This is a genomic window from Peribacillus phoenicis (genome assembly GCF_047238085.1).
Lineage (GTDB): Bacteria > Bacillota > Bacilli > Bacillales > DSM-1321 > Peribacillus.
Genome location: NZ_JBDFMF010000001.1, coordinates 3940142 through 3964152, shown reverse-complemented (window position 1 = coordinate 3964152; position 24011 = coordinate 3940142). Strand labels below are relative to the sequence as shown.

Below are 24011 nucleotides of genomic sequence, written 5' to 3'. Positions count from 1 at the left end.
TTTAATCGTACTCTATTTTTCATGGCAGCACAAACCCTTATTTAAACCAGTAAATTTTTATTGCAAAAAATGAACTAGGGGTATATTATTGATTTTGTGAGATTGGAATATACCGCTCGTCTAATTAAATGAACCAATAGTTTGAATGGAGGAATAGATAAAAAGTGAGTACTGCACAAATAAATGAGAAAAAGGGTTCGTATGGCATTTTGGCCATACTGATGGTCGGGGCGTTCATATCGATACTGAATTCAACCCTTTTAAATATTGCACTGCCATCAATTCAAATAGACCTGGGAATAGAGACTTCCACAGTTCAATGGCTGACAACTGGCTACATGCTCGTGAACGGAATCATGATTCCGACAACTGCCTTCTTAATAAGAAAATATTCGGTACGTAATCTGTTCCTGACAGCCATGCTCCTATTCTCAATCGGGACAATCGTGGCAGGTGTAGCGCATGTATTCCCGCTATTATTGAGCGCACGTATGGTTCAGGCTGCCGGTTCGGCAATCATGATGCCATTATTAATGAACGTACTTTTAACTTCTTTCCCTGTTGAAAAACGTGGCTCGGCAATGGGACTATTCGGTTTGGTCATGATGTTTGCCCCTGCAATAGGGCCGACGCTTTCAGGCTGGATCATTGAACATTATGATTGGAGAATGCTATTCCATTTCATTACTCCGCTAGCTTTACTAGTGCTTATTTTCGGCTTCTTTAAACTTAAAGACCACAAGGAAAAAGTCGATATCTCAATTGATAAAATATCGGTCATCCTTTCAAGCTTAGGCTTCGGCGGTTTGCTTTACGGATTCAGTTCGGCAGGCAGCAAGGGTTGGGATAGCCTTGAGGTATACGGAACACTGATTGTCGGTGCCATCTCCCTGATCCTTTTCATAACACGCCAGCTTAAAATGGAAACACCAATGCTTGAGTTCAAGATCTTCAAGCACCCGATGTTCGCTTTATCCGCAACGATCTCAATCGTACTGAACATGGCGATGTTCTCGGGGATGATCTTAATTCCGATGTACACACAAACAGTACGTGGCATTTCACCATTCGATTCTGGATTACTGATGCTTCCAGGTGCGTTATTAATGGCCCTCATGTCACCGGTTACCGGTAAGCTTTTCGATAAGTTCGGTGCCCGCATCCTTGCTTCAATCGGTTTGCTTATCACCGTGGTAACTACGTATTTGCTTAGTAAATTATCAATGGAAACTACGTATACAGAAATTGTAATCCTGTTTTCCGTTCGTTCCTTCGGGATGTCAATGTCCATGATGCCGATCATGACAAATGGTTTGAACTCGCTGCCAGCCCGCATGAACCCGCACGGTACAGCCATGAATAACACACTGAACCAAATTTCCGGTGCGATCGGTACGGCATTGCTCGTTACGGTCATGTCTAACCGTGCAGCTTCTACTGCCGAAGATTTAATGACGAAAGCGATGAGCAAATTAACAAGCCAGCCCACAGCTGAGATGATGGGCCAAATGAAAGCCCAAATCGGGATGCAGGCAATGCTGGATGGAATTAACTTCTCCTTCTTTGTATCTACCTTCATTGCCGGTGTGGCGCTGATTCTGGCATTATTCATTAAGCGCGCATGGCCAGCTGAAGAAAAACCAGCTATGAAAAAAGACCAAACCGCTTAAATGAAACAATAAAAAGCCCTATGCCACCTGAATCGTCAGGAAGCATAGGGCATTTTTTTATAACTTCAGCCATCTAGTTTGATTTACAGCGGAAATAATTTAGGCTATAGCGGAATCATTCGACCTACCACCGATTTAACTCGACCCACGATGGAATAATTCGACCTACGCAAGAAGTAATTCAACCTACCACCGAATCATTCAACCTACCACCGAATAATTCGACCCACGCAAGAATTAATTCGACCCACGAATCAATCAGTATGTTTTACCTGTTGATTTCACTTGTATACAAAAAAGCGCAGTGCCATTTGCACTGCGCTTTTTTTACATCAAGATGTCACTTCCTCTGAAGTTACTTTTGCATGCTGGATATGACTGGCTATCCAGCAAATGATCGCCGCAGAAACGAGATAGGCAAGTAAAATCCAAATCTGCGCCTGCAAATTTTCCCAGCCGCCTAAGGAGATGACCTCTTGAAGTTCCTTTAGTGAGTGGGCCATAGGTAAAAATTGACCGATTTTCGTCAATAATGACATGCCCAGTTCGCCTGGGAATGTTCCGCCGCATGTTGCCAATTGGAACACGAGAAGGGTCACGGCTGCGAATTTTCCGACCACTCCGAATACGGTCACCAGCATAAGAATGAACGTCATGAAGGTAAATGAAACGATGATGCTAGATAGAATGAATACAGGGACACTTGCTACATGTAAATGGAATCCAAGCAGGACCACTGCATCCACTAGAAGTGCCTGAATCAAGCCGATTACATAAACCAGCATTAATTTATTCGTGAAATGAACGGTTCCGGTAACCTTAAGATTCTGCCTGCGGCCAAGCGGCAAGATATTGGAAGCCATGATGCCGCCTACATAAAAGGCCAATGACAGAAAATAAGGGGCAATTCCGGTTCCATAGTTAGGAACTTCAGAAAAATTGGATTGGACCAATTGCACGGGTTCAGAGAACATTGAAGTGGTCGAATCGTCGTACTGAAGACTAGCCGTTTTATCGGCAGCTTCATTAAGCTTGGAGGATAACTTGCTTGAGCCCGTTTCCAGCGAAGCCAGTCCGTCTTGTAGTTCCGTCGATCCACTGGCTAGCTGGCCGCTTCCGCCAGCTAGCAAAACGATTCCGGCATTTAAAGTGGAGAAACCATTTGTCCATTTAGAGAAACCATTCGCGAATTCTTCAGATCCCTCGTTTAATTGCTTAGCACCTGAGGTAGCTAGTGCCATTTTATCACCAAAGGCATTCATCCCGGTTTGAAGGGTCTCTTGTCCATCAGCCACTTTTTCAGCACCTTCGCCCAATTGCCTTTGACCGGCATTTAACGTGGCAGCTGTTTTGGTTAAACCTTCTGATAGGGCAATGATTTGCTTGAAGTCTTGATCCTTTACTGCATCAGGATGACTTTTCATATAAGCATCCAATTTTTTCTTAAGGGTATTCACTGTATCGGCAGCCTGTTCTTGCCCTTGCGTCAATTTTTCATTTCCGGCTGACCAGTCCTCAATACCCTGACTTACTTCATTCATCCCATTTTCCAATGAGTGATGTCCATCCGATAGCTGCTTCATGCCGGAATACAAGTTCTGGGAACCTGATGTTAATCCTTTCGCACCATCTGCTAAGGTTTCTTGTCCATCCAAGAGCTTGGCGCTTCCTGTTTGCAGTTTCTGGGCGCCATCATTCAAATCCTGAATGCCATCATCCAATTTCTCACTGCCGCCTTTCGCTTCCGCCGTTCCTTGATGAAGCTCTTCCGCTCCATCCCCGGCATCCGCCAAGCCTTTAGAAACCTCCTGGAATTTTGAAAGGATGCCTTCAGAATAGACTTTTGTAATGCTTGCGTTGATTTTTGCAGTCATCTTTTCAACAGCAGTTGAGCTGATCTGTGAGGCAACGAAGTTTTTACCTGGATTAACAGTATACAAAAGTTTAGCTCTTTCCGGTTTTTCATCCATTAAAGTCGTGACATTTTCCGAAAAATGCTCCGGGATCGTGACAACCATATAATAGGTACCTTCTTCAAGGCCTGTATTAGCCTCCTTTGCCGTGACAAAATGAAAGTCCAATCCTTTTTGCTTCTTCAATTGTTTAACGAAATCATCTCCAGCTTGGACTGGTTTATCATCCATTTCCGAACCCTTATCGAGATTGACCACTGCTACAGGGAGCTGATCCAACTTTCCATAAGGATTCCAATATCCAGCCAAGAAGAAACCAGAGTAAATCAATGGAACGACCAAAAGGAAAATCAAGGCGATTCTCCCGTGTTTATGTTTCCACATTGCTTTTATATCTTGAAATACAAGTTGTAAACCATTCATTATTGAGCCTGCCCTTTCTAACTAAGAGATTATTTCATGATAATGGCTTTTTTAGATACTGTATAATACATAATTTATTATGTAATAATAGATTTAAATCTATGTGAAAAGAGTGGGAATATGGAAATATTACAGCTGCAGTACTTTCAAACCGTAGCACGAATGGAACATATGACGAAGGCTGCGGAACAACTTCAAATAGCTCAGCCATCCCTCAGTAAAACCATATCCCGGCTTGAAGAGGATTTGGGTGTCGCACTGTTCGATAGGGAACACCGGAAAATCAAGCTCAATGCAGCCGGCCGAATATTCTTGAACCGGGTCGAACGCGCCTTTGCGGAACTGAATGAAGGAAGGCGCGAAATAGTGGAATTAGCAGATCAAGACCAAAAGAACATCACTTTGGCCGTTACCATTCCCAGGGTCCTGCCTGATTTATTGGGTACATTTTTATCTCAATACCCGGATGTCCGTTTTCAACAATTCCTAAAATCCATATCATCCATGAAGCAGCTTTTAATTGAAGGAGAAATCGATTATTGCATATCATCCGTTCCGATCGAAGGCCCGGACTTAAAGTGGGAACCGCTGATCACCGAAGAAATATACTTGATCGTGCCTCCCAATCATCGGCTGGCAGGCAGGGAAAGCATTACACTCCAAGAAGTGAAAGATGAACCATTCATCAGTATGAATACAGGCTTCGGGTTCCGCAGCCTAACCGACCAATTTTGCCTCGAAGCGGGATTCGTCCAGCACATTGCCTTCGAAGGAGATGAACCCGCTGTCATCTCGGACCTTGTTAGGAAAGGGTTGGGGGTCGCCTTCGTATCCGAATTGACATGGCTTCATCAAACCGGATCATTATCCCATAAAATCCGAATAACAGAACCTGCTTGTCAAAGAACAATAGGGCTCGGCTGGTCAGAAAAACGCTACTTCACCCCAGTAGCCAAGCAATTTCGGTTATTTGTCATGGACTACTTCGCTGCCGCCAACTCGGCTAGGCTGAAGAGCGAATTAATCGATTAAGGGACGGATTAAACGGTTGTGGACTGATTAAATGGATTGAAGGACGAATTAAACGGTTGAAGGACGAATTAATAGGTACTTTTAAAGAGCGTCATTTAATTTTAGCGAGTTAGCCATGTTTGTGCACGAATTACGTTCTGGAAAAATTGGTTCTTGGAAGTTAGAATTTGACGAAAAGTTGTATTCTTAAATAATTGTGATACTAAGAATAAAAAAGATCAGCTAAATATTTGCTGATCTTTTTTCAAGAAGTATAATTCAAATGCCTAATGGTTATTCAAAGCTTTTAATAATGTGACAGTCTTATAAACTTGCCCAAACGTAGGTTCATCTAATGAACAATCTTTACGATAACTAACTGCTCCCCCATCATTATCAAATGCTGAATGACCAGGAAATCGATCTTCCAATTGTTGATGAAAAGTTATAAGGTTATATAAAACACTTACTGATGAAGGAAAGACTCCCTTTCCTAAAAGGATGGTGTATGTGGTATCTGCTGCTTTCACACCCAATTTTATAGCTTCTATTTCTTCCATGTTTGGTAATTTTAAAAATGCGCATCTAGGATCAGAAATTTGATTAAGTTTCGGGATCGCAATACTATTGGGGGAAATATCCAAAACCAATACTTTAAAATTACTGAAGGATTGGTCATACAATTCCTCTAGCTTTTTTATTGTTTCCGCGGAACCTTCTTTTACAGGAAATAAAATTGTAAGCTCAAAGGGGATGTTGCGTCTATTTCGCGCTTGTTGTCTTGCCAAATTAAATGCATATCTCCATCTCCTATGCTGTTTTATAGAACTTTTTAATTGTGATGAAATACTTTTAGGGGAGTCTACACGATAATCCATCAATTCAAGAGGAATGTATTTTACTTCGCATATTTCCGTTAACCTTAACCAGTATTCATAATCTTCTATAGGTTCCATTACATATCCATCTAATTGTTGAGCAAAATACTTCTTGTACATAAAAGAAACACCTATTAAACACACATCGAGAAGCTTCTCCTTTGGTTGGTCCTGGAATTTGTGAAAATCTTCAAAAATAGGGTGGCCTTTTGTTAGCATTCCGTCCTCATCAACATGACGGAAACTGCTATAAACCAGTCCTAAGTTAGGCGGTCCTTCATGCAACACTTTTCTAAGTTCCTCTAAAAATACATCGTAATAAATATTATCACTTGATACCCAAGTAAAATACTTTATGTCAGAAAAATTCATTAGATAATCGAACCCAGTATTTAATGCCTTAGAAACTCCTTCATTTTTTTCTTTATAAATAATTTTAACTCTCTTGTCTTCTTTAGTTTCTTGTTCAACTATTGTGACAGTTTCCGTTGATGCCCCATCAATAACTATAACCAATTGAAAGTGGGAATAACTTTGGTTAAGAATGGATTGAATGGCTGTTATTAGATATGACGGAACTTGATTATAAACAGGCATTACTACTCCTATATCATTCATATTATCCCTCCAATTCAAATTTACTTTCATATAGACTATTCAACATACATTCATACAGCGTAGGCTGTTATCTATACTTATCGATAATAAAATAAATTAAACTATTGTTTATACTAAAAAATAAGACATTCACCTATTAGATAATTTTTTTTATTTACTCCAGGCAAGAGGAAAAGAAAAAAGGCGCGATTTAACGGAGTTCGAGGTGAGTGAATTTAACAAGGTTTTTGTTCTGGATGGTGGAAATTTTTCCAATTTTAATGGGCTCTGTTAATTTTTTAACCTCTGGACAATACGATTGGAAAGGCAATCTCGATGCTCTTAATGATATTTATTAGTTGGTTTTTGTGAAATAGTAGTTGATGAAGTATATATAATTACTTGGAGAAATTCACCAAATCTAAAGTTTGGGGTACGGGGGAACAATCCTCAAACTCAAAAGAGATGTCATAGCCATACAGGTAATGAAGAAAAATTAATTCAAAAAGTAAAGGATGCTAAAATGAACAAAGGTTCAACTATATTCGATTGGATAAAAGATATTATTCTTGATAATACAAATGTCACGTTGATTTTAAAGTAATCTTCGTTCAAGTGAAGAAAATGTAGATTTTCATATTTATTAAATTCAATAAGAGGTTTTTCTTCATATGATTTTCGAGGGTTGCCGATGCAGCCCTCTTATTTCTGCTTTAAATGGTTTATTTTAAAGACGGAATTTACCGATTTATTATTCAGGATTTCAAGCAACTGTTCAGCCATATAGTCAGCGCTATATTTAAAGCCAGTGTTGACCCATTCGATGATCATGCCTAATATCGCATATGCTTGGTAACTGGAGGCAAGTTCAATATTGATCTTAGGGTTCGGACGGTAATCTTCCAGGTCCTCCAATGGAAGTTTCTTTAACTCATTACAAATCCGTTCCAGTAACGTAGGCCATGCATTCGACTTTAGGATGAGGGTATAAATGTTTGCATAGTTAGCTACATGTTCAAATATTTTGATGACTGAAGCCGTTAGTTCATTGATGGTGAAAGTTTCGACGTTCTTATAAGGTTCCCGGTAAGATATGATCAAATCGGCAATTACATCCTCCATGACCTCTTCAAGCAGTTCCTCTTTATACTGATAGTGTTTATAAAATGTACCCCGATTAAGGTCGGCGAGTTCTACAATGTCAGTAATCGATATATCCCTGAAATCCTTTTTTTGCATTAATGATGTGAGGGATTCTTTCAAAGCCATTTTAGACTTCCTGATCCTTCTATCAATCCCAGTGTTATTTTCAGTCATTTTCTTCACCCTTTGTTCGTTATTGTGCTTTTAATAAACATAATGATCACTTTCTGTTCATTGTTCAACATCGAGGTCATCATTTGCTGATTGTATAAGCCTACCGAAACTAATTATACTATAAAGGAAGTTAGTTAATGAACATCTGTGCAATAAGTATCACTTCACTAGAATGAATGGGGGAGTTCAAATGAAATTACAAGACAAAGTTGCAGTAGTGACAGGCGCAGCATCAGGCATGGGAAAACAAATTGCTATAGATTACGCTCGAGAAGGAGCTAAAGTCGTCGTATCGGATTTAAATCTTGATGGTGCGAACGAAACGGTAGAAGAAATAAAAGCGAATGGCGGAATGGCCTTTGCCATTAAAACGAACGTAGCGGTGGAGGAAGATATTCAACATATGATCGATACCACGGTCAGTACGTATGGTACGGTGGATATTTTGGTCAATAACGCGGGTATCATGGACGGCATGGAACCAGCTGGAGACGTTGAAGATTCTAGATGGGATCGGATTTTTGCCATTAACACGACAAGCGTCATGCGTTCGACTAGAAAGGTGTTGCCAATCTTTTTAGAAAAACAAAAAGGGATTATCATCAATATTGCTTCAGCTGGCGGTTTATACGGTGCTCGGGCTGGTGCGGCTTACACTGCCTCTAAACACGCAGTCGTTGGGTTCACAAAAAACACGGGCTTCATGTATGCCAATAAAGGGATTCGCTGCAATGCAATAGCACCAGGCGGAGTTGAAACCAATATTGGTTCCAGCATGACGAATATCAATGAGTTTGGCTTCTCTCGCCAACAATTGGGTATGGCGATCAATCCACGCAATGGCAAACCTGAGGAAATCGCTAAAGTGGCTTTGTTCCTTGCTTCAGACGATTCCAGTTTTGTTAATGGTACTGTCATCACGGCAGATGCTGGTTGGAGTGCATATTAAGCCGTAAATTAAATAGAGAATGGTCAAGTACTTGGTGACTGATATATGCATTCCTGCCAGTAAGCAGGGATGCATTTTTTTGAGTGAGGCATTGGCAGGTTCATTGGATGGGGAATTTGGTTAGCCAGACAATTTGCTAGAGGACGTTTCAACTTCATTCGGTAGTCCTGACATTGTCATTTCAATCGAAAGTGGATTAGTGGGGGCTGGATAGTTCCACTACTATCCAGTTTTTCTCAAAAAGAATTATGCTATCAATTGGATTAAAAAGATAAGTTGAACTCTGAAATCTCGGAAGCAAAATAGGTTCCCTGAAAAAATCCACTTTCCCTATGAAATTGGATCATTGAGTGATCCATTAGTTTACTGCGATACCTCGCAAACGATATATTAATTGGCGTGAGAATATTGAAGGACTTTCTGACGGACGTAATCAAGGTGCTTGTACATTTGGCTGAATGCTTCATGTGGATCATGTGCTGCAAGTGCCGCATAGATGGCTTTATGATACTTCACAGTCAGTTCCCGTTCTCTGAATTGAATCAGGCTATTTATTTTATTATGAGTGATCAATAAGGAATCGATCATGCCTTCAATTATGGGATTGTTCGCACTTAAAGCAATGATCTTGTGGAATTCTTTATCGGCCTCTCCATAATCGTTGTCTTCACTATTGGCAATCGTGTCAATCGTAACTTGCAGTTTTTCCAGTTGTTCGTCTGTGATCTTCTCGGCAGCCATTGTTACTAATCCCAACTCCAATGCCATTCGCGCTTCGATGATCGCTGGTAAATTATCCGTAGCCAGCGCCAGCATGACAGAGAATGGATGTGTACCGATTTTATCGTTAAAAAATGTTCCTTCACGCGTTTTCCGTGTAATGACCCCTAGTGTATCAAGTGCACTGAGCGCCTCACGTAAAACAGGCCGGCTTACTTCAAGTTCTTTCATAAGTTCCATTTCAGGAGGCAGTTTGTCGCCCGCTTTCATTTGTCCGCTGACGAGCAGATGCACAATTTGATCCACGACTTGTTGTGAAAGAGTGTTGCGATGTACCGATTGTACGCCTAATTTCTTTGACGATTCTTCCATTGTGTAACCCCTTTTCTGTTAAATCCTATATGTATTCATACTGTAAGACTAATTATATAATATAATACACTTATTTGCATGTAGACCTATGTCCAAAAAAAGTAAAATGCGCCGCTCTTAAGAGAGTGACGCATGCATTCCTTTAAAAAATCATCTAACAAGGCAAGGTGATTTTGGATTGAACTTCCATCCGGAGACCAGGTATTGCATAGCCATTGAATCATCACGGGCACCAAGTCCTTTTTGTTTATAAAGCTGATGTGCCTTCTCGATTTGTTCCATATCCACTTCAATTCCAAGTCCGGGTTTGGAAGGGACATCGACCATTCCGCCGACAATTTTAAAAGGTTCTTTCGTCAAACGCTGCCCATCCTGCCAAATCCAGTGGGTATCGATCGCAGTGATTTTTCCTGGTGCGGCTGCAGCAACGTGTGTAAACATGGCAAGTGAAATGTCAAAGTGATTATTCGAGTGTGATCCCCAAGTCAATCCCCAGTCGTTACACATTTGAGCGACACGGACGGAGCCCTGCATCGTCCAAAAATGCGGATCGGCAAGAGGAATGTCCACGGATTGAAGTTGAATGGAGTGCCCCATTTGCCTCCAGTCCGTTGCAATCATATTCGTAGCGGTTGGAAGGCCCGTTGCGCGCCTGAATTCCGTCATGATTTCCCGGGCGGAAAAGCCATTTTCCGCTCCGCATGGATCTTCCGCATAAGCCAAAACATGATGCTGATCCCGGCAAAGTTTAATCGCATCCTCAAGCAGCCAGCCGCCATTTGGGTCAAGGGTGATCCTGGCTTCAGGGAAGCGTTCCGCAAGTGCCGTCACCGCTTCGATTTCTTCTTCCCCGCGCAAAACCCCGCCTTTCAATTTAAAATCATTGAATCCATAGCGAGAGTGGGCGGCTTCTGCCAAGCGGACAATCGATTCGGGTGTCAGCGCTTCCTCATGACGGAGGCGAAGCCAGTCATCTTCCGCTTCCGGTTCGCTTAAATAACCAAGATCTGTTTTATTTCGGTCACCTACATAAAATAAGTAGCCCAGCATTTCCACTTTATCACGCTGCTGTCCTTCGCCGAGAAGGGCTGCGACTGGAACACCTAAATGTTGGCCAACTAAATCAAGAAGTGCAGCTTCCAATGCTGTTACGGCATGAATGGCAATACGAAGATCGAAAGTCTGAAGGCCGCGCCCTCCAGCATCGCGGTCCGCAAACTGCTTGCGGATGGTATTTAGAATGTTGTTGTATGTCCCAATGGACTGGCCGACAACCAATTGTTTGGCATCTTCGAGTGTTTGGCGGATTTTTTCGCCCCCAGGAACTTCACCTACACCTGTATTACCAGCATTGTCTTTTAGAATGACGATGTTCCGGGTGAAATAAGGAGCATGGGCACCACTCAAGTTCAGCAGCATGCCGTCATGGCCCGCAACTGGAATGACGCTCATTTCAGAAATTACCGGTGTGCCGATTTTTACATTATCCTTAAGTAATTGATTGTTCATGATTTTTCCCCCTACCAGAATATTTAGTTGACTATGACTTTAACTCTACACGTTTAATTTCACCAACCAGGAATAAATAACTTAAAATAGCGACAAGAGCATTGGCACATACGAAGACTAGCGCCCCATTGAACGACCCTGTCGTGGCAATGATATAACCGATGATAATCGGTGTTGTAATGCCGGCAATGTTACCGAATGTGTTGAAAAGCCCCCCGCTGACACCGGACATTTCTTTGGGTGAGGTATCGGCCACTACCGCCCAGCCGAGTGCCCCAAATCCTTTACCGAAAAACGCAAGGGCCATAACGAAAATGACAACCCATTCCGTATCTACATAGTTTGCTGCTACTAAGCTCATCGATAGAATCATCCCAACAACAATTGGGAATTTTCGGGCGACAGTCAATGAGAATCCCTTCCGTAATAAGAAATCCGAGAATGTTCCTCCCAGAATGCCGCCAAAAAATCCACAAATGGCCGGAAGGGAAGCGACGAATCCAACTTCAAGAATGGTCATGCCCCTTTCTTGTACAAGGTACACAGGAAACCATGTCAGGAAAAAGTAAGTTAACGTCGTAATGCAATATTGTCCGAGATAAACACCTAACAGCATGCGGTTTGATAAAAGCTGCTTAATATGATTCCAGTTGACGCCTTTCTTTTCCTCCTTATTTGTACTGGTTTGATCCATATTGATCAAAGCGCCGCCGGCTTCGATATATTCAAGCTCGGCTTTGTTGATGCGAGGATGTTCCTTTGGGCCATAAATCGTTTTCAGCCAGATGAAAGCAACGACGATTCCTAAAGCACCCATAAAGAAGAAGACGTATTCCCAACCGAATTTATACGTAATGTAACCCATGATCGGTGCAAAGAGAACGGTTGCAAAATACTGGGCGGAATTGAAAGTGGCAGCCGCGGTTCCGCGTTCATGGCTTGGGAACCAGGTAGCAACGATGCGGCTGTTGGCCGGAAAGGAAGGGGCCTCTGCCAATCCAACTAAAAAACGCAGTCCGAACAATACCATGACAGCCGTTCCCGCAGAACCGAAAAAACCGAGAAACCCTTGTAAAAGCGTAAAGGTAGACCATAACGTGATACTCCAAAAGTAAACTTTTTTCGAGCCAAAACGGTCTAAAAGCCATCCGCCTGGAATTTGTCCAGCTACATAAGACCAAGCGAAAGCGGAGAAAACATATCCCATCATGACTGAATCGAGACCAAGCTGACCAGACATGTCCGTCCCCGCAATGGATAGCGTCGCACGATCCGCATAATTCAGGGCTGTAACCAAAAAGAGCATAAAGACAATAAACCATCGTGTGCGTGTTTTTTTCTGGGCACTTGGCAGTTTAGGAGATGGTTGAAAAACTTTTTCTTCAGCGTTCATATACTCACTTCCTTCATCGTATTTAATTATATTTTTTATTTGATACCGCTTACAATGTTAACTGTTTCCTCCTTCGTGAAAATTCTTAATATTTAGTTTTGTCCAATGGTAAGACAAATAAAATTGTTTGTCAATGGCTTTTTTTCTTAGAAGTTTTTTCATTTTAGCTCCTTCATTATCGTGTTTTTTTGTATATATTAGAAGCGAAATTATGGAGGGATGAAGTCCTGCTTCATTTTTCAGAAAATAAAAAAAATACGATTGACCAGACGGTGTATTTGTCTTACAATAAAACAATAATACACAAGGGGGAATAAAAATGAATAAGATTCGCAAGGCACCTAAAGGAATTCTCGGATTTCCCGTGGCACCATTCACAACGAGTAATAAGCTTGATGAACAAGCACTCGCCCAAAATATCCAATTTTTATTAGATGAGGGACTAGAGGCAATTTTCGTGGCATGTGCAGCAGCGGAATATCCATCGTTAAGTAAAGAGGAATATGAAGCGATGGTTGAGGTAGCCGTATCAGTCACCGCTGGAAAAGTACCTGTATATACAGGGGTAGGCGGGAATATTCAAACTTCCCTCGAACTTGCCAGAATATCTGCGGATAAAGGGGCAGATGGTTATTTAATATTACCTCCATATCTCGTTACTGGAGAACAGGCAGGTCTGGCGGCTTATTTCCAAGCCATCGCAGAGAGTACAAACTTAAATTCCATCGTATATCAGCGTGATAATGTAGCATTTTCACTTTCAACTTTGGAAGCGCTTGCTGAGGTCCCGCAGGTGGTCGGCGTCAAAGACGGTCTGGGCAATATGGAGCTGAATGGACTCCTTACACAAACCTTCGGAAAACGTTTCGGCTGGCTGAACGGAATGCCGCTTGCGGAAGTTACCATGTCGGCCTACGTTCCACTTGGCTTTGATTCCTATTCATCGGCGATTTCCAATTACATCCCGCATATCTCACGAAAATTCTATAATGGCATTTTGAGCGGAGATCAAGAAACGGTCAATGAAATTTACCAGCAGGTCATCATACCAATCAACAACATTCGCCGTCAGCGAAAAGGATATGCCGTTTCTCTCATTAAAGCAGGTATGGAGATTATGGGAATGCCGGTTGGGCAAACAGTCAGATTACCAATTCTACCGGTGGAAAAAGAACATTATGCAGAGATGCAAACGATATTAGAGAATGCTTTAAATCGTTTTCCAAAAGAAACACCAATTCAATCAATTTAATAAGGGTGGGGATTATATATGATAACTACAGTTCAAACAAAAACGTATCTTAACTATATTAACGGTGAATGGGTTGCTTCCATTTCAAATGAAGTTGAAAAAAGTTTAAACCCGGCAGATAAACAGGCAATCGTCGGATATGTACAAAAATCTACCAAGGATGACTTGAACCTGGCTGTGGAAGCTGCGAAAAAGGCGAAAGATAAATGGCGTAAACTAGCTGGTTCAGAGCGCGGGGAGTATCTGTATAAGGTAGCGCAAATTCTTGAAAAGCGGATTGATGAAATTGCAGAATGTGCAACAAGGGAAATGGGAAAGACATTTGCTGAAACAAAAGGGGAAACGGCACGCGGTATTGCGATCCTGAAATACTATGCAGGAGAAGGAATGCGTAAGGTGGGGGATGTCATTCCATCCACCGACAGTTCAGCGCTTATGTTCACGACGCGCGTCCCGCTTGGTGTAGTCGGCGTCATCACACCTTGGAATTTCCCGATCGCCATCCCAATCTGGAAGATGGCTCCTGCTCTAGTATATGGGAATACGATTGTGGTCAAGCCAGCCACCGAGACGGCCATCACCTGTGCAAAGATCATGGAGTGTTTTGAAGAAGCCGGTTTACCGGCGGGTGTAATCAATATGGTCACAGGGCCGGGCAGTGTCATCGGGCAGGGCATCGCCGATCATGAAGATGTAAACGGCATTACCTTCACCGGCTCGAACGGCGTTGGAAAAAGGATTGGACAAGCGGCGTTAGCACGAGGAGCGAAATATCAGCTTGAAATGGGCGGGAAAAACCCGGTAATCGTTGCAGCGGATGCGGATCTTAATCTGGCTGTAGAAGCCGTCATTACAGGTGCCTTCCGTTCAACGGGGCAAAAATGTACCGCGACAAGCCGTGTCATCGTTGCAGCTGAAGTTTATGAAGAGTTCAAACAGCTGTTGGTGAAAGAAACGAAAGGCATTTCCATCGGAGATGGATTGGACAGTGGGACATGGATGGGACCATGTGCTAGCGAAAATCAATTGAATACGGTTCTTTCCTATATAGAAAAAGGAGTGGAAGAAGGCGCTGCACTTCTGATTGGCGGAAAGCGTGCTGAAGAAGGCCCTCAGGCAAATGGCTTTTATGTAGAGCCTACGATTTTTGATAATTGCACGTCAGATATGACAATTGTACAGGAAGAAATTTTTGGTCCGGTGATTGCTTTATTGAAAGCTGATTCAGTTGAAGAGGCTCTGCAACTTGCGAACAGCGTGGAATACGGCCTTAGTGCTTCGATTTTCACAGCCAATATCAAACATTTGCTTTCATTTGTTAACGATATGGAAGCGGGATTGATCAGGGTTAACGCCGAGAGCGCAGGCGTTGAATTGCAGGCGCCGTTTGGCGGCATGAAAAACTCCAGCTCCCACTCAAGGGAACAAGGAGAAGCAGCAAAAGAGTTTTTCACATCCATTAAAACGGTGTTTGTAAAATAATATAAAGTAAATGCGATCAATAGATAACGCTTTCGAATTAATGATTAAAGAACTTATGAAGTTAATAAATCTGGAAGGAAGTTAAATAATGAAATTGCAGGGATCGCCAATTATTACAGATATGAAGGTTATTCCAGTAGCAGGGTATGATAGTGCCCTGCTCACATTAAGTGGCTGTCATGCTCCTTATTTTACTCGTAATATTGTTATTTTAGAAGATGAAACGGGGAATACAGGTATCGGTGAGATTCATGGCGGCGATGATATTACTAGAATGATAGAAAGTTATCGTCCATTTGTTGTAGGACAAGAGATTGCCGATTATAGAGGTTGTATTACTGCCATACGTAAAGGTGGTTTGAGTATAAAAGGTGACTCTGGTGAAGGGTTGCAAGGATTAAATTTAGCCAATTTAAAATTTGTTGTGCAAGCAGAGGCTGCTGTTGAATGCGCGATGATGGACTTGCTTGGTAAATTTGTTAATAAACCAATTGCAGCATTGCTTGGCGATGGAGGTATTCAACGTACAGAAGTTCCTTTCTTAGGCTATTTATTCTATATCGCAGATATGGAAAAACTCGATCTTAATTATTTACGTGAAACACAATTTAAGGATGATTGGGATCGTGTTAGACGAATTGAAACGTTAACAGCTGAAGGAATTGTAGCTCAAGCAAAAGCAGCTGAAGCTCGTTATGGATTTAAGAGTTTCAAATTAAAAGGTGGAGTACTTCGAGGGGAAGAAGAAATGGAAGCGATTCAAGCTTTACATGAAGCATTCCCTGATTCAAGAATTAATCTTGATCCAAATGGAGCATGGTCATTGGAAGAAGCCATTATGCTTTGCAAAGGTAAAGGAGATATACTTGCATATATTGAAGATCCGTGTGGTCCTGAAGCGGGATTCTCTAGCCGTGAAATAATGGCTGAATTTAAGATTGCAACCGGATTACCTGTTGCTACAAATATGATTGCTACAAATTGGCGTCAATTTCATCATGCAGCAACACTTAGAGCGGTCGATATTGTGTTAGCTGACCCTCATTTCTGGACATTGAATGGTAGTATCCGTATGGCACATGTATTAAACGATTGGGGCTTAACATGGGGGTCGCATTCCAATAATCACTTTGATATTACATTAGCAGCATTTACACAAGTAGCAGCTGCTGCGCCAGGGAATATTTCACCAATCGATACGCACTATATTTGGCAAGATGGCCAAGAATTATGTGATGATCCATTACAAATTATAGATGGAGTAATTAAACTACCTGATAAACCAGGTTTAGGTGTGGAAATAAATATGGACAAAGTTATGAAAGCAAATGAATTGTATAGAAGTCTGCCTTATCATGATCGTGATGATTCAACTTCTATGCAATGTCTAATTAAAGAGTGGAAATATAACTCTAAAAAACCATGTATGGTGAGATAAACTTCGGATTAAATGAATGGGTAATTACCATGAGTAAAATTAATATCTCAATCTAGTAAAGATGAAATTATTAATATTCTACTCATGGTAGTTGCCAAAAAAAAATTAATTGTAAGCCCTTACTTTATTAAATTCACAATTCAATAACAAAAAAAGGTATTAAATAGAAACCGTATTTCTCTGAAAAATTAAGAGATAAAGGAGGAAGCTTAATGAACAGTAGCGTTGCTCAACGCATCCGCAATGAGAATGAACATCCTAAAAAAACCAATGTGCGTTTTACCATACTTGCAATGTTATTTATCGTGACCGTTATTAATTATATTGATCGTTCTGCGTTGGGTATAGCTGCTCCAGTAATGAAAGAAGACCTTGCTTTCGATGCAGTGAAATTAGGTGTTGCTTTTTCAGCCTTTAACTGGGCATATACTGCATTTAACATTCCTGGAGGTTGGTTATTAGATAGATTTGGAGCACGTAAAGTTTATGGTGTTGCTTTATTATTATGGTCCACATTTACCTTTTTTCAAGGATTTATTAGTACCTTACTTGGTTTATTCATTTTAAGATTCTTGGTTGGTATTACTGAAGCTCCATCTTTTCCAGGAAATAGCAGATTGACAACGATGTGGTTTCCACAACATGAACGTGGACGAGCAGTATCGATTTATAACTCAGCACAATATTTTGGATTAGCACTTTTCACACCGGTCATGGCATGGATTTTACAAGAGTTTGGCTGGCACGATGTTTTCTTTGTTGCAGGAGGAGCAGGTATCTTTGTAGCAATATTATGGTTTGCATTTGTACGTGAACCATACAACCATCCACGTGTAAATCAAGCAGAAATCGATTATATTAATTCAGGTGGAGGGTTAGCAAATAAAGAAGAAAAAAGAAAAGTGAACTGGTCTGATATCCGGCTTTTGTTGACAAACAGACAAATGGTCGGAATTTATATTGGTCAGTATGCGTTGAATACAATTGTTTGGTTTTTCTTAACTTGGTTCCCTACATATCTCGTAACGGAGAAGGGTTTATCTCTAATTCAAACAGGATTTGCTGCATCGGTACCTTATATAGGAGCATTTTTTGGAGGTATCGTTGGCGGGATCATTTCCGACATATTATTGAAAAAGGGGAAATCGCTCGCTGTTGCACGTAAAACACCGATTATCACTGGGTTTCTTTTATCCAGCAGTATCGTTTTAGCTAACTTCACTTCAAATATTTTTCTTCTTATCCTAATCATGTCCATTGCCTTTTTCGCAAAAGGTTTGGCAGGTCTTACATGGTCTCTTGTCGGTGATATGGCTCCAAAAGAACTTATTGGATTAACTGGGGGTATTTTTAATACCATTGGGAATATCGCGGGTATTGTAACGCCGCTTGTCATTGGCTTTATTTTAGCCAAAACAAATTCCTTTAGCGGTGCCCTGATCTTTGTTGCCAGTGTATTGTTCATAGGTGCTCTATCCTACATTTTCATAGTAAATAAACCTGAAAGAATCGTATTAATAGACAAAAATTAACAGAAGAAAAGAAAATAAAATACGTATGTTTAAAGTTGTAACGAAGTTCCCTAAAAGCATGAGGAATATAATTGAAGCCATTGGAAAAGCAATCTTTATATCAGACAAGCATGCTAGCTTAATTATATTGAAAGGGGTGGTAAAGTGGATACGAAAACGCAACTGACGGAGGTACCGCTTTATATTAAGGTGAATGGGATCGACAATGTCGCCATCGTGGTTAATACGGGGGGCTTGGATCAAGGAACCGTTTTCCCGTGTGGGCTTGAATTGAAAGAAAGAGTGCCACAAGGCCACAAAGTGGCTTTAATGGATATAGTCCAGAATGAAGCCATCATACGCTATGGGGAAGTTATCGGTTATGCGGCAGAATCAATCAGTAAGGGCTGTTGGATTGACGAATCACTGGTGATACTTCCGTCTTCTCCGGATTTAAAGGAATTGCCGGTAGCAAATGATATTCCGAAAACTTTACCCCCGCTTGAAGGATATACATTTCAAGGATTCCGCAATGAAGATGGCAGTGTTGGAACCAAGAATATATTGGGCATTACAACTAGCGTTCAATGTGTAGTGGGCGTGCTGGATTTCGTCGTGAACCGGATAAAAAAAGAGCTTCTCCCGAAGTATCCCAATGTTGATGATGTTTTCGCCATAAATCACAATTATGGATGCGGAGTCGCTATCAATGCACCAGAAGCGGTCATTCCCATTCGCACGATACAGAACCTCGCGAAACACCCGAATTTCGGCGGGGAAGCCTTGGTAGTTGGACTGGGGTGTGAAAAACTATCTCCAATGAGAATAAATCCAAGCGGGGACGATTCAGATATCATTTCACTTCAGGATCAGCAGGGATTTGCGGGTATGGTCCAATCCATTATGGAAATGGCAGAGGAACGTTTAATCAAGTTGAACCGCCGGCAGCGGGAGACATTTCCGGTTTCCGAATTAGTCATCGGCACGCAGTGCGGTGGAAGTGATGCATTCTCTGGTGTCACAGCTAACCCTGCCGTAGGATATGCTACAGATCTGTTAGTCAGGGCAGGGGCAACCGTTCTATTCTCTGAAGTAACAGAAGTACGGGATGCGATTCATCTATTAACGCCTCGTGCAGTGAATGAAGAAGTGGGGAGAGCTTTAATAAAGGAAATGGATTGGTATGATAACTATCTTGCATTGGGTGATGCCGATCGAAGTGCCAATCCGTCGCCTGGAAACAAAAAGGGCGGATTGGCCAATGTAGTGGAAAAATCATTAGGCTCCATTGCCAAATCCGGAAGCAGCCCCATTTCAGGCGTACTGGCTCCAGGTGAAAAAGCAGCGGAAAAAGGGCTGATTTTTGCCGCTACACCAGCTAGTGACTTTGTTTGCGGAACGCTTCAGCTCGCTTCCGGCATGCACCTTCAAGTTTTTTCAACTGGAAGAGGCACACCTTATAATCTCGCAATGGCTTCCGTCATCAAAGTATCTACACGAAATACACTGACAGAGCAATGGAAAGATCTGATCGATATAAATGCTGGAACCATCGCTACTGGTGAAGCAACCATAGAGGAAGTTGGGTGGGAAATATTTCACCTTATTCTGGAAGTGGCCAGTGGTAAAAAGAAAACCTGGGCAGAGCATTGGGGTCTGCATAATGATTTGGCACTGTTCAATCCTGCACCAATTACCTAATAATGATTCACTTGACGGACTTCCTTTTATAGGGGTCCTTTTTTTGTTGGTCCAAATTTTATGGGTTGATTGAAAAGTAAAAAGACTTCAAAATCCTTCTATTTTAAGTAAATTTTGAAGTCCCCTAAAATAAGGACGTTACCATCTATCACTGTATACCTTTTCCTGTACAGGTCACTGAGGACATCGCTGTTTAGGTTATTTGTATAGGTATAAACATCCCGAGGCTGATAAACGAAGGGTGATACTTCTTTATACGTATATAAAGTGTATCCGTCATATGCCTCGCCAGCAATCTTATACGATTCGAATCGGATTACATAATCACCCTTTCCCCCTTCTCCCTCAATTACATAGTATTCATGACCTAAAAGTAACCGAGGGATAATAGTAAGGACTAATAGCACAAATATAACATTGGTTATAATTGTTGTTACCGTTTTGTTAGTGAAGTATATGTATGAGAAAAACCAAAAGATAAATAGAAAAAGGAAGTCGGGTAGAATTGTACCAAATATAAATATAAATTCCTTCCCATCGGATGGAGACACTAAAACAAATCCTATAAATGAAAGGACTATCATAACAAGCCTAAGAAGCGCATAAACTGCTGCCGTTGAAATGAAAAATATACATATTGTACGTTTCATTCCACTCATTATTATTTTCAACGGTTAATATCACCCCAGTCCAATCCTACTCTACCATAAATATTCTTGGAATTTACAAGAAAAGGATTTTGGTTGAATCACTGTCATTATTTTTCCTCCAGAAAAGAGGACCGCCGGACTATTGGCAGAAGTTATTAATGAACGAATGATTTTCATCAGGGGAATACTGAAGTACATATGAGGAGGGATAGTATGGTCACATTCAGGAATGCGACAGCAGAAGACTTAAGTGAAATCGTACAGATGCTTGCGGATGATGTTTTGGGGAGGGAAAGGGAGCGCTATGAAAATCCGCTTCCAGACAGCTATATAAAAGCATTTGAATCCATTGATGCAGATGAGAATAATGAATTGATCGTTGCATGTCTTGGTGAGGAAATCGTTGGGGTGCAGCAAATCACTTTCACTCCTTATATTACCCATCAAGGCGGTTGGAGAGCTACGATCGAAGGGGTTCGGACGGCATCTACAGAACGAGGGAAAGGTATTGGAAGCAAGTTGATTCAATATGCTATTGACCGTGCAAAAGCGCGGGGCTGCCTTATCATTCAGTTGACTACCGATAAAAAGCGGGAAGAAACGCTGCGTTTTTATGAACGTTTAGGATTCAAATCCACTCATGAAGGCATGAAAATGAAACTTTAATTCACGGTCTTTTGTCCCCTTTTTTTGTGCACAACAACTTGTCTGGTATTATATGTTAAAATTATTTGTGAGATATTAATAGATGTATATAGGATTTAAAAACTGTTGAAAGGGTGAGCTCGATGGAAAACGAAGCGTGTATTCAGAAGAGATACGGTGTAATTAGTTTTACTTCATTCATCATTGGAATCATTTGCTTTTTTACTGTTTTTATTACACCTATCAATATGGAAAATATCGGGAGTCTGACGGGTGATTATATAACGCTTTTCCTTACGATTACCGGCATCGTCCTATCTGTCATGGGAATTTTGAAGAAAACGGAGAAAAAAGTGATTTCTATCATTTCTTTGGTTTTTTCCTCATCTTTCTTTATATTTTGGGTTATCGTCATCACTTTGCTGTTAACTGGTGAAATAGAAATGCCCCGTAGAACAAATTAGATAAAGGGGTTATATGTAGGTATAAGCTAATGGGGTCTGACTATAAAGGGGCGGTTCAATGATAAGAGGTTTATATGAAGCACATTTACCGGTTCGTGATTTGAAACGTTCCATCGAATTCTATGAGGGGCTTGGTTTGCAGTTGGATCATAAAGTTGAAGACAACCTGGCTTTTCTATGGATTGAAAAGGATAAAAGTTGGCTGGGGCTTTGGGAATCGGAAAAAGTGAAAGTTGAGTATCATCCCTCCCTACGGCATATCGCTTTTCAAGTATCATTGGAAGATTTAAAGTGCTCAGTCGCATGGCTTGAAGATAGAGGCTATGCGCCAAGAGAGGCTTTTGGATTTGAACCAATTGAACCTTTCGTGATGCCTCACGGGGAATATGCCCACGCTAAAATTCACTTTAATGATCCAGACGGAAACAGTTTGGAGTTAATTAGTAAACTGGATAATCCAAAAAAAATCAAGAATCGTATGTATTTAAGTGAATGGGAACATGAATACAGAAGTGAAAAAAACGAATGATAAATGGGCGGAAATTTTAAGAATAAGAATGGGAGAGTCATAGAATGAATGTCAAAGCGGAATTATATTGGAATGCATTTTGGCAAGGGAAAGAAGAAGAAAAACCCCATTCAGTCAGTGCGTGGCAATTCGGGGCCGATCCCGATCAATTGGCTCAATTAGTGATGGCTGGGATAAAAACCGCTACATGCTCGGGGTATGTTTTTTATGAGGAAGAAACTGAACCATTACCATCCGTGGGTGATTATAGCATTATTTTAAGCGGTGAGGATGAGCCCTTAGCCATCATCCAAACAGTGAAAGTCGAAGTATTGCCCATGAATGAAGTGAGTGAAGAGTTTGCGATTGCAGAAGGGGAAGGCGATCGAACATATACATACTGGTGGGACGCACATGAAAAATTTTTTAAAGAAGAACTGGACAAAATCGGACACACCTTTCAAGTAGATATGCTGCTAGTGTGTGAGCGTTTTGAATTGATACATGTAAAGTGAATGAAGCCGGATTGATCGGAAGATAGCAATAAGTGTTTTCTTTCAGTGATTTGATATAATAGGTCATTGGATTGAAAAACTTATAGAAAGATAGGTATTTGCATGAAAAAGAAACTGATATTCATTGGATTGGGAATCCTGGTTGTTTTCCTGCTATTGTTTGGTACGTATAAATTAATGAATTCAAGAACATATCAGGTATTCGGTGGATTAACGGATAATGTCGAGACGAATGAAAAAGTGGTCGCTTTGACTTTTGATGATGGCCCATCAAAGAATGTAAATCAAATCCTTCCGTTATTGGATAAATACGATGTAAAGGCTACATTCTTCCTGATTGGTAATGAAATCGAAAAGTATCCAGAGGAAGCGGGAAAAATAGCGGAAGCAGGACATCAGATTGGCAATCACACGTATTCCCACAGGCGAATGGTTTTTAAATCGCCCTCTTATATCAAGGCGGAAATCGAGAAAACGGATAAATTAATTCAAAACTCCGGATATAAGGGTGAAATTGATGTTCGGCCGCCAAACGGGAAAAAAATCTTAGGTTTGCCTTATTATTTAAATGAAAATGATAGAGAGACCATTACCTGGAATCTGGAACCAGATAGCTATTACACTACCGCTTCTGACAAAGTGAAGTATGTGAAGGAAAATATAAGACCAGGTTCAATCATCCTGATGCATCCGATGTACGATGATACAGGTAAAGAGCTTCAAGCGATTGAAGGGATCTTACAAGAGTTAACGAATGAAGGGTATACGTTTGTAACGGTCAATGAACTTCAGGAAATGTAGTTTCATTTTTCGTCCAGACGATTTTCGAAGAATCGGGTTGCTGCGGCAGCCCTTTTTTATGTGATTTACAGAATAGTACAAAACATGGGCTGCATATTGTTTCTTAATGGAAGGTTGTTGTTAGGGCATGCATTCGCATGAATTTTTCCTTAGTGGAAATAAAGCTATTAAAATGGGGCTGGTTACTTGTATCGGAATAAAAATACCGCTCTGATCATGATTTTGTGTTTCCTGTTATTCCTATTTCTTGTGGTGCTCATTTTTCGCCATATCACGGTATACTTCGTATATA

Annotated in this window: 20 protein-coding genes; 13 read left to right on the top strand and 7 right to left on the bottom strand. The window is 41.1% G+C overall.

Going from position 1 to position 24011, the window contains the following annotated elements; translation table 11 throughout:
* Nucleotides 1–221 precede the first annotated feature (221 nt).
* Entirely contained in the window at nucleotides 222–1670 is a 1449-nt protein-coding gene (locus ABC374_RS19425; protein WP_350302931.1) for a DHA2 family efflux MFS transporter permease subunit, read from the top strand.
* A gap of 332 nt (nucleotides 1671–2002) precedes the next feature.
* Here ABC374_RS19425 and ABC374_RS19420 read toward each other — a convergent pair whose 3' ends face one another.
* The gene (locus ABC374_RS19420; RefSeq protein ID WP_413019469.1) at nucleotides 2003–4006 is read right to left on the bottom strand and encodes a YhgE/Pip family protein; all 2004 of its coding nucleotides are present in this window, start codon (nucleotides 4004–4006) and stop codon (nucleotides 2003–2005) included.
* A gap of 120 nt (nucleotides 4007–4126) precedes the next feature.
* On the opposite strand from ABC374_RS19420, the gene ABC374_RS19415 reads away from it, so the two are divergent.
* On the top strand, nucleotides 4127–5038 hold the full coding sequence (locus ABC374_RS19415; RefSeq protein WP_413019468.1) for a LysR family transcriptional regulator: 912 nt from the start codon (nucleotides 4127–4129) through the stop codon (nucleotides 5036–5038).
* Nucleotides 5039–5304: 266 nt separating this feature from the next.
* Here ABC374_RS19415 and ABC374_RS19410 read toward each other — a convergent pair whose 3' ends face one another.
* Nucleotides 5305–6513 carry a glycosyltransferase family 2 protein gene (locus ABC374_RS19410; protein WP_413019467.1) on the bottom strand — a complete coding sequence of 403 codons (1209 nt, stop codon included), beginning with the start codon at nucleotides 6511–6513 and terminating at the stop codon, nucleotides 5305–5307.
* Between the two features lie 681 nt (nucleotides 6514–7194).
* Nucleotides 7195–7809 (bottom strand): TetR/AcrR family transcriptional regulator, encoded by a 615-nt coding sequence (locus ABC374_RS19405; protein WP_413019466.1) that lies wholly within the window; start codon nucleotides 7807–7809, stop codon nucleotides 7195–7197.
* Between the two features lie 190 nt (nucleotides 7810–7999).
* Here ABC374_RS19405 and ABC374_RS19400 point away from each other — a divergent pair, with 190 nt between their 5' ends.
* The gene (locus tag ABC374_RS19400; protein ID WP_350299934.1) at nucleotides 8000–8758 is read left to right on the top strand and encodes an SDR family oxidoreductase; all 759 of its coding nucleotides are present in this window, start codon (nucleotides 8000–8002) and stop codon (nucleotides 8756–8758) included.
* A gap of 390 nt (nucleotides 8759–9148) precedes the next feature.
* Here the strand turns inward: ABC374_RS19400 and ABC374_RS19395 are convergent, their stop codons facing one another.
* The 3 genes from ABC374_RS19395 to ABC374_RS19385 form a co-directional block, all read right to left on the bottom strand.
* Nucleotides 9149–9850, bottom strand: a complete 702-nt coding sequence (locus tag ABC374_RS19395; protein ID WP_063232459.1) for a FadR/GntR family transcriptional regulator — start codon at nucleotides 9848–9850, stop codon at nucleotides 9149–9151.
* Between the two features lie 150 nt (nucleotides 9851–10000).
* A complete protein-coding gene (gene gudD, locus ABC374_RS19390; protein WP_350299933.1) occupies nucleotides 10001–11359 on the bottom strand; it encodes a glucarate dehydratase in 1359 nt (452 codons plus the stop codon).
* Between the two features lie 31 nt (nucleotides 11360–11390).
* Nucleotides 11391–12752, bottom strand: coding sequence for an MFS transporter (locus ABC374_RS19385; protein WP_413019465.1), 1362 nt, complete (start codon nucleotides 12750–12752; stop codon nucleotides 11391–11393).
* Nucleotides 12753–13071: 319 nt separating this feature from the next.
* Here ABC374_RS19385 and kdgD point away from each other — a divergent pair, with 319 nt between their 5' ends.
* The 5 genes from kdgD (at nucleotide 13072) to garD (ending at nucleotide 20136) form a co-directional block, all read left to right on the top strand.
* A complete protein-coding gene (kdgD, locus tag ABC374_RS19380) occupies nucleotides 13072–14004 on the top strand; it encodes a 5-dehydro-4-deoxyglucarate dehydratase (protein WP_413019464.1) in 933 nt (310 codons plus the stop codon).
* A gap of 18 nt (nucleotides 14005–14022) precedes the next feature.
* Nucleotides 14023–15486, top strand: a complete 1464-nt coding sequence (gene gucD, locus ABC374_RS19375; protein ID WP_413019463.1) for an alpha-ketoglutaric semialdehyde dehydrogenase GucD — start codon at nucleotides 14023–14025, stop codon at nucleotides 15484–15486.
* An 88-nt stretch (nucleotides 15487–15574) separates the two neighbouring features.
* The gene (locus tag ABC374_RS19370; RefSeq protein ID WP_413019462.1) at nucleotides 15575–16924 is read left to right on the top strand and encodes a glucarate dehydratase family protein; all 1350 of its coding nucleotides are present in this window, start codon (nucleotides 15575–15577) and stop codon (nucleotides 16922–16924) included.
* A 212-nt stretch (nucleotides 16925–17136) separates the two neighbouring features.
* Entirely contained in the window at nucleotides 17137–18456 is a 1320-nt protein-coding gene (locus ABC374_RS19365; protein ID WP_350299928.1) for an MFS transporter, read from the top strand.
* A gap of 144 nt (nucleotides 18457–18600) precedes the next feature.
* Nucleotides 18601–20136: a galactarate dehydratase gene (gene garD, locus ABC374_RS19360; RefSeq protein WP_413019461.1), complete on the top strand. Its 1536-nt coding sequence runs from the start codon at nucleotides 18601–18603 to the stop codon at nucleotides 20134–20136.
* Nucleotides 20137–20234: 98 nt separating this feature from the next.
* On the opposite strand, the gene ABC374_RS19355 is transcribed toward garD, so the two are convergent.
* Nucleotides 20235–20807 (bottom strand): hypothetical protein, encoded by a 573-nt coding sequence (locus ABC374_RS19355; RefSeq protein ID WP_413019460.1) that lies wholly within the window; start codon nucleotides 20805–20807, stop codon nucleotides 20235–20237.
* A gap of 192 nt (nucleotides 20808–20999) precedes the next feature.
* Between ABC374_RS19355 and ABC374_RS19350 the strand changes: the two genes are divergently transcribed.
* The 5 genes from ABC374_RS19350 (at nucleotide 21000) to ABC374_RS19330 (ending at nucleotide 23719) form a co-directional block, all read left to right on the top strand.
* Nucleotides 21000–21452, top strand: coding sequence for a GNAT family N-acetyltransferase (locus tag ABC374_RS19350; protein ID WP_350299926.1), 453 nt, complete (start codon nucleotides 21000–21002; stop codon nucleotides 21450–21452).
* 122 nt (nucleotides 21453–21574) lie between these two features.
* Nucleotides 21575–21895: a hypothetical protein gene (locus ABC374_RS19345; protein WP_350299925.1), complete on the top strand. Its 321-nt coding sequence runs from the start codon at nucleotides 21575–21577 to the stop codon at nucleotides 21893–21895.
* 58 nt (nucleotides 21896–21953) lie between these two features.
* Nucleotides 21954–22424: a VOC family protein gene (locus ABC374_RS19340; protein ID WP_350299924.1), complete on the top strand. Its 471-nt coding sequence runs from the start codon at nucleotides 21954–21956 to the stop codon at nucleotides 22422–22424.
* Between the two features lie 44 nt (nucleotides 22425–22468).
* A complete protein-coding gene (locus ABC374_RS19335; protein ID WP_350299923.1) occupies nucleotides 22469–22918 on the top strand; it encodes an ASCH domain-containing protein in 450 nt (149 codons plus the stop codon).
* 102 nt (nucleotides 22919–23020) lie between these two features.
* Entirely contained in the window at nucleotides 23021–23719 is a 699-nt protein-coding gene (locus tag ABC374_RS19330) for a polysaccharide deacetylase family protein (protein ID WP_413019459.1), read from the top strand.
* Nucleotides 23720–24011: the final 292 nt, after the last annotated feature.

Bases quoted from the DNA above. Each gene is read 5' to 3' on its own strand.
- ABC374_RS19370 (WP_413019462.1), top strand. From the start codon at position 15,575: ATGAAATTGCAGGGATCGCCAATTATTACAGATATGAAGGTTATTCCA.
- ABC374_RS19330 (WP_413019459.1), top strand. From the start codon at position 23,021: ATGAAAAAGAAACTGATATTCATTGGATTGGGAATCCTGGTTGTTTTC.
- ABC374_RS19400 (WP_350299934.1), top strand. From the start codon at position 8,000: ATGAAATTACAAGACAAAGTTGCAGTAGTGACAGGCGCAGCATCAGGC.
- ABC374_RS19340 (WP_350299924.1), top strand. From the start codon at position 21,954: ATGATAAGAGGTTTATATGAAGCACATTTACCGGTTCGTGATTTGAAA.
- ABC374_RS19385 (WP_413019465.1), bottom strand. From the start codon at position 12,752: ATGAACGCTGAAGAAAAAGTTTTTCAACCATCTCCTAAACTGCCAAGT.
- kdgD (WP_413019464.1), top strand. From the start codon at position 13,072: ATGAATAAGATTCGCAAGGCACCTAAAGGAATTCTCGGATTTCCCGTG.
- ABC374_RS19395 (WP_063232459.1), bottom strand. From the start codon at position 9,850: ATGGAAGAATCGTCAAAGAAATTAGGCGTACAATCGGTACATCGCAAC.
- gudD (WP_350299933.1), bottom strand. From the start codon at position 11,359: ATGAACAATCAATTACTTAAGGATAATGTAAAAATCGGCACACCGGTA.
- ABC374_RS19420 (WP_413019469.1), bottom strand. From the start codon at position 4,006: ATGAATGGTTTACAACTTGTATTTCAAGATATAAAAGCAATGTGGAAA.
- ABC374_RS19350 (WP_350299926.1), top strand. From the start codon at position 21,000: ATGGTCACATTCAGGAATGCGACAGCAGAAGACTTAAGTGAAATCGTA.
- ABC374_RS19365 (WP_350299928.1), top strand. From the start codon at position 17,137: ATGAACAGTAGCGTTGCTCAACGCATCCGCAATGAGAATGAACATCCT.
- ABC374_RS19405 (WP_413019466.1), bottom strand. From the start codon at position 7,809: ATGACTGAAAATAACACTGGGATTGATAGAAGGATCAGGAAGTCTAAA.
- ABC374_RS19425 (WP_350302931.1), top strand. From the start codon at position 222: ATGGTCGGGGCGTTCATATCGATACTGAATTCAACCCTTTTAAATATT.
- ABC374_RS19335 (WP_350299923.1), top strand. From the start codon at position 22,469: ATGAATGTCAAAGCGGAATTATATTGGAATGCATTTTGGCAAGGGAAA.
- ABC374_RS19415 (WP_413019468.1), top strand. From the start codon at position 4,127: ATGGAAATATTACAGCTGCAGTACTTTCAAACCGTAGCACGAATGGAA.
- gucD (WP_413019463.1), top strand. From the start codon at position 14,023: ATGATAACTACAGTTCAAACAAAAACGTATCTTAACTATATTAACGGT.
- ABC374_RS19410 (WP_413019467.1), bottom strand. From the start codon at position 6,513: ATGAATGATATAGGAGTAGTAATGCCTGTTTATAATCAAGTTCCGTCA.
- ABC374_RS19345 (WP_350299925.1), top strand. From the start codon at position 21,575: ATGGAAAACGAAGCGTGTATTCAGAAGAGATACGGTGTAATTAGTTTT.